This window comes from Bacillus sp. JJ1562, from assembly GCF_036962705.1.
GTDB lineage: Bacteria > Bacillota > Bacilli > Bacillales > Bacillaceae_L > Ferdinandcohnia.
Window position 1 is genome coordinate 110634 of the sequence record NZ_JBALOQ010000019.1, and the last position, 16920, is coordinate 127553.

Consider the following 16920-nt stretch of genomic DNA (forward strand, 5'->3'; position numbering starts at 1 on the left):
TGAAAAAGTCAATAAAAAACATCCCTCTTAAAACGAAGAGAGATGTCGATTTATTTTTCCTCTATTCAAGTACTTCAATATCCTTTAACACTAGGTCTGTGTCCCTTTCAAATGACACATAATACTTTACATACCCGTTATCATCCTTTGCATATTCAGCATTAGAGTCATCAATGATGTTCCCGTTAATGGTGACATATTCATAGGAATAGTTATTTTCATTGAGAACTTTTTGAATGACTTGGGACTCCGTTAGAACATCTTCCTTCGTCGATTTGGTTGAATCCAACACAATGTGCATGCCAAATGGCTTTTCAAGCTCCATGTCCTTATTCCAAGTGGTATTTGAATCGTAATGACCTTTTTGAACTTCTAAAGCAACTACCATCCCTTTAACAGTCTGAACCGATTGCTTTAACAGGGCCGTTATTTCTGTTTGAGCTTCGGCACTTAATTTCTCCATTAATGGTTCATCTAAATTCTCCGTATAAATGCTATCTAATATCACATTTGGCTTCAAAAATCCTCTAACGTTAAATTCATGTTTATTTGGACCATTTTCAGCTGAAACACCACCAATTTCAATCACGTTAAAATCATAGGTTTTAAACTTAAAATTATAGAATCCTTCCTCGATCCGAAATTCGCGTTCAGGATATGTCTCCTCTAAATAATTTTCTAAAACTTTCGTAGCGTAAAATTTACTTGCAGGATTTCCATTAAATTCGTTATAGATGAATAGGACAAACAATATGAGAACTCCAAGGATTATACTATAAATTACTTTTCGCTTTTTCATTTATCCTCACCATTCCTTATTTTTAGATATAAAAAACCAATCATGCTGCCGATAAAAGCAAATAGATAATGAATCAAGGTTACCAGAATGGATCCCATTGCGGATTGTAGTAAAAACTTCCCGAAGGAAACGGTGGAACCTATGTCCCCATTCAAATAGTCGCCTATATTACCACCAAGTGACCAAATAAAGATTGGGATAAATGAAATATAAAAAACAATTTTCATATCTTTGTAAAACAGGTAAGTGAGCAATCCAAGTACTGCATACCATAAAATAAATCCAAAGCTTTCATTAAGCATGGAAGTTTGAATGGCAAGAAAAAAGGATAGTCCAACAAAAATAAGTTGATAAAGTGCGAGTCTTCTTTTAATGTTTGTGATCATTTTATCGTGCTTAACAGGAGAATCAATTTCTTCTTTTTCAAGTGGAATCGTTGATTGGTCCACGAGCTTTTGCAGTTCTTTATTATCTTGTATCTGTTCCTCTAACCATGTGGTCGTTTCTGCACTTAGCAGTCCCTCATTGTATAGTGGAAGCAAATCTTCGATGATTGCTTGTTTACGTCTATCCATGATATCCCTCCATTTCCTTGTGAAGCTTGAGTTTTGATCGGTGAAATGTAACTCTTGCAAAGTTTTCACTTTTTCCAAGCAAGCTCCCAATCTCATTAAACGATAACTCCCCGTAAATTCTTAGTGTAACAACTTCTTTTGATACGTCATCTAACCGATTGATATACTCGATTAGATTTTGTTTCACTTCCTTTTTCAGGACTTCCTCCTCCGGTGAAGTCGATTTCCCAGTTTCTTTTTTGAGCAATTCATTTAGCTGGGTTTTATATTTTTTTGAGCGATAATGGTTTAACAGTCGATTTTTTGCAATGGAGAATAACCACGTCTGGATTGTTGATTGCTGTGAAAAGGTATGCATGCTTTTCAGTGCTTCATAAAAAACCTCTTGAGTTAAATCCTCCGCAATCTCTTTGCTAGAGGTTTTGATAAAGAAAAAAGCATATATTCGTGGTTGTACTTCTTTATATAGCTCCTCTAGCTCCATTTTTCTCTCCCTATCTGCTTGAGTTTTGTTATTTCAATGTATTAGTACCTTGAGTTTTGATTTCGTTACAGACTAATTAGAATTATGTAATCACCCAAAGCTTAATCCAAGGTAAGCTTTCTGTAAATGAAAATTTCATGATTATCTAACGTAAAAAATGCCTATCTCTAGGCATTTTTTAATTAACTTCTCGTAGCCCTTTTCCATCAAGAATTTCTTGTACCCCTTCCTCGCAAACACCATAGGCGCGCCATGAACAGGATTCACAAACTTTTTGAATATCTGATGGGATGACAGATTTGCGGATTCGTGATTCAACGTCCTCCCATCTTAAAATTTTTCCAATTCGCAGTCCCAATTTTTCTAGAATCATAGCATCCCTATCATGGATGGAGGCGTCTTGGCAGTGGTATTTACCATTGTTCGGGTATTTTTCGCATAAATGATCTGGCCCTTTTACAATCTGAACAAGCATCTTCGGGTTCTTTCTAAGGGTTTGGTGGACAATCGTCATATTTTCCACGTATTCCTGGGAATAGCCCATTCCCCGGTAGCCTAAAAGGCAAAATAAATGATGTCCGCGTAGTTTGTACATAAGCATACCTCCCGTTTGTTAACCTGAGTTCGATTGATGTTTACATATATTTTATCTTAAAACCTACTAAATTTGTTCAAATACTTCTACTTTTTTACAAATGACTTGTAAAATATGGTACCCTCTAAATGAGTCCCTGAATATAATAGTTGTTTGTTACAGTTGCCAATTGGAATACGAAATAAGGGGTTAATTCCATGCAGAGCGAAACAAAAATAAATGATAGAATAGATAAATTTTGTAAACAAAGTAATTTCACAGGAGTGGTCCTTGCAAAACAAAAGGATGACATTTTAATTGAATCAGCTTACGGCTATTCGAATAGAGCAGAAGAATTGGCCAATACAATGAATACAAGGTTTGGAATAGCCTCTGGCTGTAAGCTTTTTACCGCCATCGCAATTTGTCAGTGATAAAGGTTTGGTAACATTTGAAACTAAGTTAGAGGATTGCTTGAATATTGAGTTTCCCAATTTTGATGAAAGCATTACTGTCCATCACCTGTTGACTCACACTTCCGGTGTCCCTGATTATTTCGATGAAGAGGTTATGGACGATTTCGAGGAGCTTTGGAAAGAGAATCCCATGTACCTCATTCGCGAGTTAAAGGATTTCCTTCCTTTGTTCCAGAATGGGAATATGATGTATACACCTGGTGAAAGATTTCACTATAACAATGCAGGTTTTATTTTATTAGGGTTAATCGTCGAGCAGAAAACAGGGATGTCCTTTACTGACTATATTATGGAAAATATTTTTAAACCATGTGGAATGGAGGAATCAGGGTATTTTTCTCTTGATTGTCTCCCCAAAAACACAGCGCTTGGTTATATTGATAACGAAGAAGATGGAACATGGCGAACAAACACGTACTCGATTCCCGTAAAAGGGGGATCTGATGGCGGAGCATTTATCACTGCACCGGATATGCTGAATCTGTGGGACGCACTCCTAAATAATAAATTGCTGAACAAGGTAACGACTAATCTACTATTAACACCTCACGTACATGCTGAGGATGACGAATATTACGGTTATGGCATTTGGATTAGTAAAAGAGAGTCGGAGATTTATAAATATCATGTCATGGGGTACGACCCTGGGGTGAGTTTTGCCTCATCCTATTATCCTGCTTCTGGCATTACCCTTGTCATTCCATCAAATCAGTCATATGGTCCACACGATGTAACTGATGTATTTGAAGAATATATGTAGTAAAAAATGAGGTCAGGATATAGTCCTGGCCTCATTTTTCAAAGAAATAGATATTAGTCTCGGTCATCATCGTAATCGTCATCGTCGTTATCATCACGGTCATCAATTTCTTTTTTCAAAATCGTTCCGTCTACTACGGAAATTTTCATTTCGACTTCTTTACCTTCATACTTCATTTCAATTTCATAGTAGCCGTCATCATCTAATTCGAACTCCACGATTTTACCTGGGGTATCCTTTGTTGCTATAGCCATTGCTTCTTCCTTAGAGATTTTAGCTGAAGTTGCAGCTACTTGAGTAGTAACACGATCGTCGTCATCATCACGATCATCTTCTACCTTAACGACTTTACCAGTAGTTGCATTAATCCTAACCTCAGCATCGTCATCATGTGCACCTTCAAACTCAACTTTGTAAACAAGCTCTCCATGCTCTCGCTCTAGCTCAACCTCTTCGATTTGCTTCCCTTTTACCTCTTGTGTAGCAATTTCCTGTGCTTTTGAAAATGGGATCTGAGCTTCCTTTGAAAACGCACCGACCCCAACTGCTCCTCCTAATACAACTGCCCCTACAATTCCTAGTACTACAAGATTTTTCTTCATTTTTGTTTCCTCCTTTATTTGAACTATCTTAATCATAGCCAACGAAAATGAGGAAACTCAGATAATAAAATGAGAATTTGATGAGAATCAAATGAGTTTTTCTAAGAAATCGAATACGCCTTGGCGTATTTGCGCCTGATTTTTTTCGAGCAAGCTCGAAAAGATTCCACTGAAAAATTGTGGCATCCGCCAGAGGCTTTAACTTTATTCAGCAAAGGTTTGAATTTCTGCTGAATTAAGTTAGTCTTCCAAAACAATCGTGATGACCTCACCTGAGATTGGATGAATCTGTACGATTTTTTCTTCTCCCTGGTTTGTTTCAATTTCTACAAAATAATAATATTGCCCTTCTTCTTCTTCAAATTCAACCTCATCAACAACACCTTCTACATGCTGGAGGGCAAGTTCAATTGCCTGTTGCTCTGTAATCTGTTGTATCGTACCTGCTGGAGGCTCTGGTGTAGTCGGCTTTGTTTCAGGAGGGTTCTCTGGCTGCTTCATATTTTGGACAACATCCACAATCTCACCTGTTGTTGCTTTTAATTTGTAAATTGATTCTGTATTTCCCTCTAGGACAGTTGCATAATAATAGGTTTGTTCTTGTTCGAGTTTCTTTTCAATTGTTTGGATTTCACCCGCTTGCTCTTTTGCTAAAATATCCCGAATCTCAGCCTCCGTTTTTTCCTGAGGTTCCTGAGAAATCTTTGTTAAATTCGTAATATCACCTGTTTTCCGGTGAATGTCAATTTCATAAATGCCTGAATTACTCTTAAATTTAATTTTATAAACGTCGCCTTCTTGACTCACTTCTGCATTTTTTCCGTTGTACATCTTTTCCACGAGGTCAATGGCGTCACTTTCTGACAAAGGCTCTGCAGACGTATACGTTTTTGTTAGCTGCCAAATGACAATTGCTACAAGTAAAATGCCTCCTACAGCAAAGAGACTATTTCGAAGGGTTCTTTTTCTCATTGCACTCACTCCATCATTTTCTTTGAGAGGATGTTAAAAAGTCTGGCGAAAATGACACATCGAATTTCTTCGGACATTGCTCCGAGAACATCGTGAATAACTAGGCTATGCGCTTGCGTCTACTAGATTATTCTGGAAGTTAATTCCTCAGCGCAAGGCTGCAAGGATGTTAACTCAAGCAGTTGCCTCGCTCTGGTACTCAAAGCTTCACCGCCTGGTACTCCTCGGTCCTTTTCACCCTCCTGTTTGAACATTCATTTGTTTCTACTATACCTGTTTTTTATGAGAAATTAATGAGAATCCTCATCGGGAAGTAGAATATTGGCTGTAGTTCCTTCCCCTTCTATGCTATCAAATTCGATTTTCGTATGAATTGCATCTGCCAATTCCTTTGCAAGTGAGAGCCCTAATCCATAGCCTCCTGTTTTCCTTGTTCTTGCCTTATCCACCCGGTAAAAACGGTCAAACACCTTATCAACATCCTCTGCCGGAATTCCTACTCCTTGGTCAATGATTTTAATGCTCGGTCTTTTCCTTTCTCGTCCGAGTACGATAATCACAGGTTTTTCACTGTACTTCAGCGCATTTTCCATTAGTATATAAAAAATCTGCTTGAGCTTTTGTTTATCTGTTTTTATAACGATTTCTTCTTCCACAATGATCGAAATTTCACGTTTATATGCCTCACGGAAGGATCCCACCGATTCGTCAACAAGTTGTAAAAGAGGTATGGTTTCGATTTGAAGCTTCCACTGCTCATCATGTTTTGCTAGTAGTAGAAGCTGTTGGGTTAATTCACGCATATGGATGGCCTCAGACTGAATGGCATCCACCGCTTCATGAAAAAGCTTTGAATCTGCCTGCCCTCTCCGTTTTAAAAGGCTTGCATATGAGTCAATTACAGTTAATGGTGTTTTTAGCTCATGAGACGCATTTGAGACAAAATTCTCCTGCTTCTCATAGTTCACTTCTAATAAATCCATCATTTCATTGAAGGTTTGACCCATTTCATATAGTTCGTCTTTTGATTCCTTTGATAATTCAATTCGTTTATATTGTCCGCTCTTCCGAATTTCTCTCATCGTCTGAATCATTGTAGTAATTGGATGAGTAATGACATTACTTAGTAGCCTTGTTGATACTAGAACTGGAATGGTTGCAATCAATGTGACTGCAAGTAAAACAAGACTTAATGTTTTTAAGTTACTTGCTGTAGCCGAGAGGTTTTCAATCACCTGTAGCTCCGCTACCTCCCCATTCAGCCAAATAATTGGGTATGACACAAAAGAATGTGGAACCCCATTAAAATCAATGATTTGTCTTTGTTTTGTTTTATGATAGGTTGTTGGAAAATTCTCCAAGCCCTGTTGCTCTGGAACGAGTGCCTGTGCTTCTATACTCCCATCCGGCCGTACTACCTGCAGCATGCCGTCAATGGGGAGATATGTACGAAGTAATGCCCCAGCAGAAACTGAACCATCTACTTTAGATATGCCGTTCATGGTACGTTCTGCTTCGGCTTCAGTACGATCCAATTCACTGTTAAACATCGTGTGGCTAAATGTAATATAGGAGGCAATATTGATTAGAACTAGCAAAATGATAAACACAACTGCCGTGAATAAATTGATCTTTTTTCGTAGTTTCATTTCGATTCCTTCATTACATACCCAACACCACGTACTGTGTGAATTAAAGGCACGTCATATGGCTTATCCATTTTATTTCGTAAATAGCGAATATACACATCAACTATGTTTGTGTCTCCGTAATAATCATAGCCCCATACCGCATTTAATAGTTGCTCCCTATTTAACACCTGGCGTGGATGCTTCATTAAATAGGCGAGCAAATCAAATTCACGAGGTGTCAATTCAATTGCATCGTTATTTCGTGTCACTTCATAGGTACTTTCATTCAGCTTTAGGTCCCCTATGCTCAACCAGTCATCTACTTGCTCTTGCTTTGAAGTATCCTGTTTGCTATTGTTGCGAAGTGCTACTCGAATACGCGCTAGCAATTCTTCAATTTGAAAGGGCTTTGTCACATAATCATTTGCTCCTAAGTCTAGGCCTGATACCTTGTCTTCTACCGAGTCTTTTGCGGTCAAAAGAATGACCGGTGTTGTCGCGTTTATAGCCCGAATTCGCCTTAGAACCTCAATTCCGCTAATGCCCGGAAGCATCACATCTAGGAGAACTAAATCCCACGTCTCCTCTTGGAACTTTTCCAAGCCTGAGTTCCCATCGTAGGATTTTCCAGTTTCATAGCCTTCATATGTTAATTCAAGCTCCAATACCCGTGCAATCTTCTCTTCATCTTCCACAATTAAAATACGTTGTTTCTGCATCTCCGTTCCCAACCCCCATTTCTCTATGTATCTACTTATTGGTCTCTATTCACCATTTTACCCCAAAACAGGTATGTCCAACACAAAAAGAAAAGTACCAATCAACAAAGGGATTTTCACCTATGTTGACAGGTACTTCTTAAGAGTTTATTCTTCTTCGAGTTCTTCCTCTTCAGGTCTTGGTCTTCTTCTTCTTCCCCAAAAGAAATCCCAGGCATCCTTTCGTTGAACTTCCTGTTCCTCACGGTTTTCCTTTTCTTTGTTATCAGTCAAAACCGACACCTCCCCAATATAATTATCGTTTTTATCCTATTCAATGGGTTGGCTATAAGTTTGGGAGTTTGCCTATATGGAATAAAAAATTCATGTAGAATTGTGCGAGTAAACCTTGTATACTGAATATGTAAAAATTTTGAAGAGGTGATTGAAGATGGCTAAATCAAACGCACGGAAACAGCGAGAGAAGCTTGTTCGTGAAGGAAAGCGAAATCCAGAAAACGGAAGAAGCCTATTTGCATTAACTGATATGCAAACAAGAATGACAAAAACGAAAAAGGATCACTTATACCGCACCAAACATAAGAACCAATCATTCACAGATGGAAATGATGGTTCTTTTTGTTTTTGTGGATGATTATTTACAAGCGTAGTTTGGCATCTATCGATTTTATATTCATTCTATCGGTTTTATTTCAGTTCTATCGATTTTAATTCGATTCTATCGACTTTAGCCAGTTCCATAAAAAACTGACATCAAATGTCAGCATTATTACTTACATAATAATTGTAAATGATATTCAATCACTGCCTCTACTCTTTCTGAGGTTATTTTATCTGGGTGCAGGATGCTGTGCATGGCTAATCCATCAATTAAGGCATAGAGTCTTTCAATCTCAAGTTCTTTATCTAGGTCTGCTTTAGCAAGATCTAAGTGAATGAGTCTCTCAATAATATGAACCATTCCACCTCTTAGTTCCTCATACACTTTTTCACTTAACGGCCGCAATCTGGAATCAACAAGTGATTTCGTTGTAAAAGCAAGCCAAACCTCCATTTCTAGTCTAGTATCTTCATTTAATGGTACTAATTCTTTTAACAGATTAAGCATAACCTCTAGCGGTGGACCACCGAAATTCATCTGGTTTATCCTTTGATGGACTCGGTCAGATACAAGGTTCATTGTAAACACATAGAGCTCTGATTGTGATGAAAAATAATGTCGTAGTGAACCTACTGACATATTCGCCTCCTTTGCAATATTTCTCACTGTTGCTTGCTCCATGCCTTCACGCTTAATAACCCTTAAGGTTGCTTCCGCTACTTTTTCTCTTCTTTTATCATGATCAACTATTTTTGGCATATTTTTATTATACTCGATTGATTTATTTAATACAACTGTGTTAAATTAGTTTTAGCACAGTTGTATTAATAAAAAGGGAGATGGATTGATGATTGGTTGGCTTATTGTCGCTTGTGAAATTGGTTTTTGGATATTTGTCATTACAGGTCTGTTTTTTCGCTATATATTACGCTATAAAAAGGTTGGTGGATTGTTGCTCTTATGTACACCACTGGTGGACTTAGTATTAATAATTGCGACAGTCATTGATTTAAAAAATGGCTCAACAGCAAATATTTTTCATGGATTGGCGGCTATTTACCTTGGAGTAACCATAGCTTCCGGACATCGTATGATAAAATGGGCAGATGAAAGATTTGCGTATCGATTTGCAGGCGGGCCTAAACCCCAAAAGGCTCCTAAATTCGGTGCAGCTCGTGCCAAGCATGAACAAAGTGGTTGGTTCCGGCATGCCCTTGCCTGGGCAATCGGGGGAATATTATTATTTGCAATGATCTGGTTTGTGGGTGATTCTTCTAAAACAGAAAGTTTAAGTGGTTTATTCAACGTTTGGTCGATGGTTCTTTTCATTGATTTTTTAATTAGCTTTAGCTATACAATTTGGCCAAAGAAGGAAAAGATAGAAAGTAAAACATTTTAGAAAAAATGCTGACACGTTGATGTCAGCATTTTTCGTTTCCCCTATGATAATATTCGTTTTTCTCCTTCAATTTCCTGGATTGGAGCTATGTTTTGTGAGAATTCCATCGTTCCGATATATTCCCCATCCTCATCCCGTATGGCAAAGTATCGGATATACACGTATTTACCTTTTGCTTTGATCCAGAAATCTTCTGTATCTTTTTTTCCTGCTTTGAAGTCTTCAAGTAATTCTTCAACAACATGAACACTTCTAGGAGGGTGGCAGTTTTGAACCGTTCTCCCAATAACTGCTTTTGTCCTTGCAAAAATACGCTCTTTTCCTTTGCTGAAATAACGGACGACGTCATCCTTATCGATAAACGTAATATCAACCGGTAAATGATTTAAGAGCAATTCAAGTTGTTTTAAGGATAAGATACCTGTTTCCATCTTAATAAACCCTTTAGTTGCAATTTGTTCTTCATCCATTACATTTCGCGCAGGTTTCCAATCATCAGGTGAAATCAAGCAAAATCCGATTTCATCACTCTCATGGGCTATTTTTATCCACTCATCTTCGGTTAAATTATTTAAGGACATTGGGAAAAGAATATTTTCCTCTCGATAAATCATTTCATTTATTTGATCAATAAAAAATTGAATAACCTCAACGACAGACTGTTTATCCCCATCGTAATCTGTTAGCATTTTTTTGGCATCTTTGATTGCATCCTGAATGAAATCATCGATTTTCCACATCATATTGGTTGGTCCATAAATTCCGTACTTTTCTAAGTAAGGAAAAAGAAGCTGTTCTTTTCTTTCATAATGCTTGCCAATATCCAATAAGAGGTTGCAGTCTTCGAGTAACTTCAATCGGTTTTCTTCATGATCATCTTGTTCAAATAACTCTAAGTGTGGCTTGATACTATCGTTTACTAGCTTTTCTAGTTCTCTATTTTCAAGCATAAACGTATGAACGGGATGCCCTGGTTGCTCTTCTGGACGGGCAGCCCTGGTTTCTTCTATTAAGTCCTTAAAAATCTCCCGATGCTGTAAACAAATTTCTGTTGCGTCACCTGCTGGGATGTTCTCTTCTTCCAACAATACATGCTGTAGTCTGGAGATTTCTCCTATTGTAATATAACCAACCTTATTTGCTAAATGGGATTTAATCTCTTCTACTGATTTCCCACTATGTAAATCCAAAAAACTTTGTTTTATGATGACTTCTCGCTCGAAATCACTCATTTTATTTTTTTCTCTGTTATTAATAAGTTCACTCACACAAAATTCTCCTTTCAAACTATGCTGTTATATTTGAAAATAGCATAGTTTAAGGAAAAGTTTCGTGATGCGAATCACATCTCAAAAATCAAATACGCTTTGGCGTATTTGCGCCCGATTTTTGGCCCACAGGAAGTGGGTCATAAAGACGTTGCCACAGGAAGTGGCGTACTTAGTCTTTGATCTTACAGCTCGAAAAATTTCCTTTGAAAAATCGTGGCATCCGCTGGAGCCATTAATTTTATTCAGTCGGAGATTGACCCATTGAATTATACGCCCCTTATGTATTCACTTGTTGAATTGGGGGACTTGTGTTGAATAAAATTAATAAAGACCCACATATTGTGGGCCTAAGGTTTTGGGTATTGATATTCCAATTCATCTTTGTCTTGATTATAGTCGACTATGAGATTATGGCCGTTGAAGTACCAAATGTCATCCTCTTCTACATAGAACTCAATATCATCGACCTTTTGACTTGTGTGAATTTGAATAGGTTCGTCATGTGTTGAAAAGGCGAGTGAATACTTTTCTTGTACTGGGCTAGATCCGTAAAACATCGGATAGAATCGAACGGTATCTCCTTTTTTTACACTTATATCTTCTTTAAACCATTTTATGGCTGCGTCACTTATTGTCATTTCCATATGTATAAACCTCCCTAGCGTCCTTCTGATATTTTACGCAGAATTATGGACTTTATTAACTTAATACTACTAAAGTTTTCACATATGGGAAACCAATTGATTTGTGAACTTTATCTCAAACAAAAATATTGCAGGTAATTATGAAGACTGGTGTAAGACTGGTGTACCTGTTTTTTTAGCTTATAAAACGTTCTTCTCTTCAAAATAAAAAAAGCAACGCCTCTTTAAACGTTGCTTCTTCTTGCTTTTATCGAACTGTCTTCAATGCCTTACCCCAAGATACAACTTGATCTAACAGCATGTTCATATTATCATCATGAATATTTTGTGGTTTAAAATTAGAGCCATTTTCAAAGTCTAGGAATAGTGATAGCGTTGGATGGGTGCGAACATCAGCTAGGTTTAATTCACCACAGATTCCACGGAGATGTTCCGCTGCACGAGCACCACCAGTTGAACCATAACTAACGATTCCCGCTGATTTGTTGTACCAAGCTTCACGTGCTAAATCCATCGCATTCTTTAATGCTCCTGTTATACTGTGATTGTATTCTGCTACAACAAATATAAATCCATCAAGACTTGCTAATTTCTCATTCCATTTAGCGATTCCAGGTGCATCTCCTGTTCCTAGAAATGGTAAATCGTAATCTTTAATATCTACGATTTCGTAATTTGCATTCCCTTTCTTGTCTCCATACCCTTTTACCCATTCGCCAACCTGTGGACTTACACGTCCTTCACGTGTACTTCCTAAAATAATCCCAATGTTTAATTTTTCTTCCGTCATTCTCTTTTCCTCCGTTGCTGTGTTTTTGCCAAACAATTTGTCTAAAAAGCCCATACTTAACACCACCTATGTAGTTAAGAAAAGCATTACAATATTAATTTCCCAATATCAGATAGACTTTATACATACATATTATGTGGGGTTCAGAATTCTTTGTAAAAATCGTTTTGTCCGCTCTTCCTTCGGATTTTTCAGTACTTCATCTGGACTCCCTTGCTCGACGATGTACCCACCATCCATAAATAGGACTTTGTTAGATACTTCGCTAGCAAATTGAATTTCATGGGTCACAATGAGCATCGTCCAGTTTTCATTGGCTAAGTCCTTCATAACTTTTAGAACTTCTCCAATTAGTTCAGGGTCTAGCGCGGAGGTAGGTTCATCGAATAAGAGTAATTCTGGTTTCAGTGCTAATGCTCTTGCAATCCCAACCCGCTGCTGCTGTCCACCTGATAGTTGGTGAGGATAAAAATCCATTTTTTCTTTTAAGCCGACCTTTTCTAATAATTCTACTGCTTCATTTCTTGCTTCGGTTTTATTTCGTTTTTGAACAATCACTGGCCCCTCCATTACATTTTGAAGAGCTGTTTTATGTGGAAAAAGGTTATAGGATTGAAAAACCATCCCTGATTTTCTACTTAACCGAATGATGTCCTGTTTCCTTATTTTTTCGGCAAAATTAAGCGAGAACCCATCTTCGAACTGAAACAGCCCTTTATCCGGTTGCTCCAGTCCATTAAAACAGCGGAGCATCGTTGTTTTTCCAGAACCGGAAGGGCCAATAATAGACACGACTTCCCCTTTTCCAACATCGATATCGATATTTTTTAACACTTCATTTTCACCAAAAGATTTCGCCAAGCTTTTGACTGATAAAAACATACCCTCACCTCTTTACCTTGCCACATAACGGCTAAGTCTCCGTTCTAGCCCTGCTTGAAGAAGCGATAAAATAAAACAGATTACCCAATAGATTAACGCAGCTTCTATATATAATAGAAGGAAATCGTACGTCCTTGCTGCAATCTCCTGTGCCTTACGAAATAATTCAGCGACCAATACCAGTGAAGCTAGGGATGTATCTTTTACAAGACTGATAAAGGAATTGGACAACGGAGGTACGGAGACCCTTGCTGCTTGTGGAAGTATGATCCGCCGTAGCGCTGTCCATCTTGTCATACCAATGGTAAAGGCGGCTTCCCATTGTCCCTTTGGAATCGATAAAATGGCTGCACGAATGATTTCAGATGCATACGCGCCAACATTTAAAATGAACGCAATCGCTGCACTTGGGAAAGGGTCAATATTCACCCCGATATTGGGTAATCCATAGAATATAATAAATAATTGCACAAGCAATGGCGTTCCACGAATTGCTGAAACATAGATAATAGCAGGAGCCTGAATGAGTCTTGATTTTGATAATCGCATCATCGCTGTGAGCAACGCAAGGATAAGCCCGCCGATGAATGAAATAAGAGTAAGTGGAATCGTATATTGAATTGCCCCTGAAACCATGGAAGGAAGGGAATTCATAAATAACTCCCATCCCTCCATATTTGCAGTAATTGTTAAAAGTAGGCTATTTTGTAGAAACATCTTCACCAAACCATTCTTGAGAGATTTTTGCTAAAGTTCCATCATCCCTCATTGCAGCCAATTGTTCATTAACAGCCTTGACCAAATCTTCATTCCCTTTATTAAAAGTAAAGGCCATCTCTGAAACGTCATCTGACTCGGTTGCAATTTTGATACTCTCATCGCCCTGTGATTTGATATAATCTAGCACTGCGAGCTTATCGTTAACGGTAGCTTCGGCACGTCCTTGCTTGATCAATGCAATCGACTGTGCAAGCCCTTCTACACCTACTATTTCAGCGCCATTTTCTTGGGCGATCGCGCCGTAATTACTCGTCAAGGATTGCGCAGCTTTTCTTCCTTTTAGGTCCCCAAATGACTTAATATCACTATTATCCTTTGGTACAACAAGGACAGCTGAAGAAAATGTATACGGTTCTGAGAAATCATAATTGGCTAGACGATCCTCATTAATCCCCACTTGGTTTGCAATTAAATCAAAACGCTTTGAATTGAGACCAGCAAACATCGAGTCCCATTGAGTTTCCATAAATTCAACCTCAAGATCCATCCGTTTAGCAACTTCTCTTATCACTTCCACGTCATAGCCTGTTAATTTATCCTCCTCATTGTGGAAGGTATAAGGTGCATACGTACCTTCTGTTCCTACAGTTAAAACACCCTTGTCCTTGATTGCATCATATAAAGAGCCTGTTTGTTCAGTATCTTTGTTTCCTTCATTACCTGCATTGTTATCTTCATCAGTGCCACCGCATCCAACAAGGACAAACGCAAGTGCACATATAAATGAAAAAAGAAAAAATAATTTCCTCATTCTAAATACCCCCAGTAAAATAAATTTGTGTTTCATCTTAGTAGTAGATTTTACAAGTTCACCTATTCTCATTCACTGGGTTAATGTCATAAAAAAGAGCCGTCACATCGGACAGCCCCTATAAACGTCTTTTATTTATTGTTTTATATTTCTACCGTATAATTCGATTTCCGTTATTGCTGACTCCAATCTCATTTATGTTTGCACAAGTTTCTCGACTTGTTTAACTACATTTTCAACTGTAAAACCATACTCTTCGATAAGTGTATCTCCATTACCCGATGCACCAAATGTGTCAACTGAAATTACTATACCTTTATCCCCTACATATTTATGCCATCCCATTGATGACGCCATTTCAATTGCAACCCTTGCCTTCACATTTTCAGGTAATACACTTGCTCTATATGCTTCATCTTGTTTTTCAAAGCGATCCCATGAAGGCATGCTGATCACATTAACGTCAATGCCTTTTACTTTTAATGCTGATTGGGCACGAATAGCAAGCTGTACCTCAGAACCAGTTACAAGAAGTAACGCATCAGGTACTTCCTGTTCACCTTTGCTAACCACATATGCACCAGCTTTTACACCATCATAAGCATGTTCATTAGTACCTTCCAGTGTTGGTAGGTCTTGTCTTGTTAATACGAGGGCTGTTGGCTGATCTTTACTTTCAACAGCTAGACGCCATGCAGCTTGTACCTCATTACCATCAGCAGGTCGAATGACGGAAAGATTTGGAATCGAACGTAAACCTGCAAGCTGTTCTACTGGTTCGTGTGTCGGGCCATCTTCTCCAACAGCAATGGAATCATGTGTAAATACATATGTGACAGGTGTATTCATTAGAGCAGATAATCGAATAGCAGGTTTTAAATAGTCGCTGAATACGAAAAAGGTTCCTCCGTAGACTTTAACCCCACCATGTAGCGCCATTCCATTTAACGCTGCACCCATTGCAAATTCACGGACACCAAACCAAATATTTCGTCCTGCAAAGTTATTTGGTGAGAAATCCTCTTCGCTAGTAATGGTTGTTTTGTTAGAACCAGCTAAGTCTGCACTTCCTCCGATAAAATATGGTACTGCTTTTGCAATTCCATTTAGTACTTTTCCTGAGGATGCACGGGTTGCTAGAGTATCGATTCCTGGTGTAAATTCAGGAAGACTTTGCTCCCAGCCTTCAGGCAGTTCACCATTGATTGCTGCTTCTAACTCGACTGCAACTTCAGTATTTTCACTTTTATAGGCTGCAAATAGTTTATTCCATTTATCTTCTGCAGCCTTACCAGGCTCCACAACCTTCTCCTTAAAATCGTTATACACTTCTGTTGGAACTTCGAAATCCTCAAAATCCCAATTATAAGCATTTTTTACCAACTCAATCTCTTGCTTACCTAGTGGTGCACCATGTGCATCAGATGAACCAGCTTTATTTGGTGAACCATAACCAATTACTGTTTTGATCTCAATCAAAGTTGGTTGGCTCGTATTTTCTCTCGCTTCTTGAATTGCATTGCGAATGGCCTCTAAGTCATTTCCATCTTCAACTCCCAAAACCTGCCAGCCATAGGCTTTGAATCGCTCTACTGTATTGTCAGAGAAGGAACGGTCTAGATCCCCATCTAAAGAAATATCATTTGAATCATATAAAACGACTAACTTACCGAGTTTTAAATGACCCGCTAATGATGCAGCTTCATGGGAGATTCCCTCCATTAAGTCGCCATCGCCAACAAGCGCATATGTATAATGATCAATAATAGAAAGGTTTTCTTTATTATATTTTGTTGCTAAAAAACGTTCTGCCATCGCCATTCCGACAGACATAGCAATCCCTTGTCCAAGTGGTCCAGTCGTTGCCTCAACACCATCCGTATGATGAACCTCTGGATGTCCTGGGGTTTTTGAACCAAATTGACGGAAATTTTTCAGATCATCAATGGATAGTTTATAGCCAGAAAGATGTAGAAGACTATATAAAAGAGCAGAACCATGACCTACTGATAATATAAAACGGTCACGATCAAACCATTTTGAATTTCTAGGGTTATGCTTTAAAAAATCTGTCCAAAGTACATACGCCATTGGTGCTGCACCCATTGGTAGACCTGGATGCCCAGAGTTTGCTTTTTCAATCATATCTATGGATAATGTACGAATTGCATTTATGGATAATTGGTCTAGTGATACTGCATTTACCATTT

At 38.2% G+C, this 16920-nt stretch carries 19 protein-coding genes and 1 pseudogene; 3 read left to right on the forward strand and 17 right to left on the reverse strand.

Going from position 1 to position 16920, the window contains the following annotated elements; genetic code table 11:
- Positions 1 to 61: 61 nt before the first annotated feature.
- The 4 genes from V7097_RS13265 to V7097_RS13280 form a co-directional block, all read right to left on the reverse strand.
- On the reverse strand, positions 62 to 799 hold the full coding sequence (locus V7097_RS13265) for a DUF3139 domain-containing protein (RefSeq protein ID WP_335704097.1): 738 nt from the start codon (positions 797 to 799) through the stop codon (positions 62 to 64).
- Positions 796 to 1374, reverse strand: a complete 579-nt coding sequence (locus tag V7097_RS13270) for a hypothetical protein (RefSeq protein ID WP_335704098.1) — start codon at positions 1372 to 1374, stop codon at positions 796 to 798. The genes V7097_RS13265 and V7097_RS13270 overlap by 4 nt, the downstream gene beginning before the upstream one ends.
- A complete protein-coding gene (locus V7097_RS13275; RefSeq protein WP_335704099.1) occupies positions 1367 to 1858 on the reverse strand; it encodes an RNA polymerase sigma factor in 492 nt (163 codons plus the stop codon). Before V7097_RS13275 ends, V7097_RS13270 begins: the two co-directional genes overlap by 8 nt.
- Positions 1859 to 2036: 178 nt before the next feature.
- A complete protein-coding gene (locus tag V7097_RS13280; protein WP_335704100.1) occupies positions 2037 to 2453 on the reverse strand; it encodes a DUF1284 domain-containing protein in 417 nt (138 codons plus the stop codon).
- 197 nt (positions 2454 to 2650) lie between these two features.
- Here V7097_RS13280 and V7097_RS13285 point away from each other — a divergent pair.
- Positions 2651 to 3668, forward strand: a pseudogene (locus V7097_RS13285) (serine hydrolase domain-containing protein).
- A 53-nt stretch (positions 3669 to 3721) separates the two neighbouring features.
- On the opposite strand, the gene V7097_RS13290 reads toward V7097_RS13285, so the two are convergent.
- From V7097_RS13290 to V7097_RS13310, 5 genes are all read right to left on the reverse strand, one after another.
- Positions 3722 to 4270: a PepSY domain-containing protein gene (locus V7097_RS13290; protein ID WP_335704101.1), complete on the reverse strand. Its 549-nt coding sequence runs from the start codon at positions 4268 to 4270 to the stop codon at positions 3722 to 3724.
- A 240-nt stretch (positions 4271 to 4510) separates the two neighbouring features.
- Complete coding sequence (locus V7097_RS13295) at positions 4511 to 5242, reverse strand: PepSY domain-containing protein (protein ID WP_335704102.1); 732 nt, start codon at positions 5240 to 5242, stop codon at positions 4511 to 4513.
- Between the two features lie 290 nt (positions 5243 to 5532).
- Entirely contained in the window at positions 5533 to 6891 is a 1359-nt protein-coding gene (locus tag V7097_RS13300; RefSeq protein ID WP_335704103.1) for an ATP-binding protein, read from the reverse strand.
- Positions 6888 to 7592 (reverse strand): response regulator transcription factor, encoded by a 705-nt coding sequence (locus tag V7097_RS13305; RefSeq protein ID WP_335704104.1) that lies wholly within the window; start codon positions 7590 to 7592, stop codon positions 6888 to 6890. Before V7097_RS13305 ends, V7097_RS13300 begins: the two co-directional genes overlap by 4 nt.
- A gap of 147 nt (positions 7593 to 7739) precedes the next feature.
- Positions 7740 to 7865 carry a hypothetical protein gene (locus V7097_RS13310; RefSeq protein ID WP_335704105.1) on the reverse strand — a complete coding sequence of 42 codons (126 nt, stop codon included), beginning with the start codon at positions 7863 to 7865 and terminating at the stop codon, positions 7740 to 7742.
- Positions 7866 to 8022: 157 nt separating this feature from the next.
- Between V7097_RS13310 and V7097_RS13315 the strand changes: the two genes are divergently transcribed.
- The gene (locus V7097_RS13315; protein ID WP_335704106.1) at positions 8023 to 8226 is read left to right on the forward strand and encodes a hypothetical protein; all 204 of its coding nucleotides are present in this window, start codon (positions 8023 to 8025) and stop codon (positions 8224 to 8226) included.
- Between the two features lie 135 nt (positions 8227 to 8361).
- Here the strand turns inward: V7097_RS13315 and V7097_RS13320 are convergent, their stop codons facing one another.
- Complete coding sequence (locus V7097_RS13320; RefSeq protein ID WP_335704107.1) at positions 8362 to 8952, reverse strand: TetR/AcrR family transcriptional regulator; 591 nt, start codon at positions 8950 to 8952, stop codon at positions 8362 to 8364.
- An 88-nt stretch (positions 8953 to 9040) separates the two neighbouring features.
- On the opposite strand from V7097_RS13320, the gene V7097_RS13325 reads away from it, so the two are divergent.
- Positions 9041 to 9592, forward strand: a complete 552-nt coding sequence (locus V7097_RS13325) for a hypothetical protein (protein WP_335704108.1) — start codon at positions 9041 to 9043, stop codon at positions 9590 to 9592.
- A 41-nt stretch (positions 9593 to 9633) separates the two neighbouring features.
- Here V7097_RS13325 and V7097_RS13330 read toward each other — a convergent pair whose 3' ends face one another.
- From V7097_RS13330 to tkt, 7 genes are all read right to left on the reverse strand, one after another.
- Positions 9634 to 10860: a DUF438 domain-containing protein gene (locus V7097_RS13330; RefSeq protein WP_335704109.1), complete on the reverse strand. Its 1227-nt coding sequence runs from the start codon at positions 10858 to 10860 to the stop codon at positions 9634 to 9636.
- A 350-nt stretch (positions 10861 to 11210) separates the two neighbouring features.
- Positions 11211 to 11507 carry a HesB/YadR/YfhF family protein gene (locus V7097_RS13335; protein WP_335704110.1) on the reverse strand — a complete coding sequence of 99 codons (297 nt, stop codon included), beginning with the start codon at positions 11505 to 11507 and terminating at the stop codon, positions 11211 to 11213.
- Between the two features lie 247 nt (positions 11508 to 11754).
- Entirely contained in the window at positions 11755 to 12351 is a 597-nt protein-coding gene (locus V7097_RS13340) for an NADPH-dependent FMN reductase (protein WP_335704111.1), read from the reverse strand.
- A gap of 78 nt (positions 12352 to 12429) precedes the next feature.
- Complete coding sequence (locus V7097_RS13345; RefSeq protein WP_335704112.1) at positions 12430 to 13179, reverse strand: amino acid ABC transporter ATP-binding protein; 750 nt, start codon at positions 13177 to 13179, stop codon at positions 12430 to 12432.
- Positions 13180 to 13191: 12 nt separating this feature from the next.
- The gene (locus V7097_RS13350) at positions 13192 to 13854 is read right to left on the reverse strand and encodes an amino acid ABC transporter permease (protein WP_335704168.1); all 663 of its coding nucleotides are present in this window, start codon (positions 13852 to 13854) and stop codon (positions 13192 to 13194) included.
- 25 nt (positions 13855 to 13879) lie between these two features.
- A complete protein-coding gene (locus tag V7097_RS13355; protein ID WP_335704113.1) occupies positions 13880 to 14710 on the reverse strand; it encodes an amino acid ABC transporter substrate-binding protein in 831 nt (276 codons plus the stop codon).
- Between the two features lie 195 nt (positions 14711 to 14905).
- On the reverse strand, positions 14906 to 16918 hold the full coding sequence (gene tkt / locus V7097_RS13360) for a transketolase (protein ID WP_335704114.1): 2013 nt from the start codon (positions 16916 to 16918) through the stop codon (positions 14906 to 14908).
- Positions 16919 to 16920 lie beyond the last annotated feature (2 nt).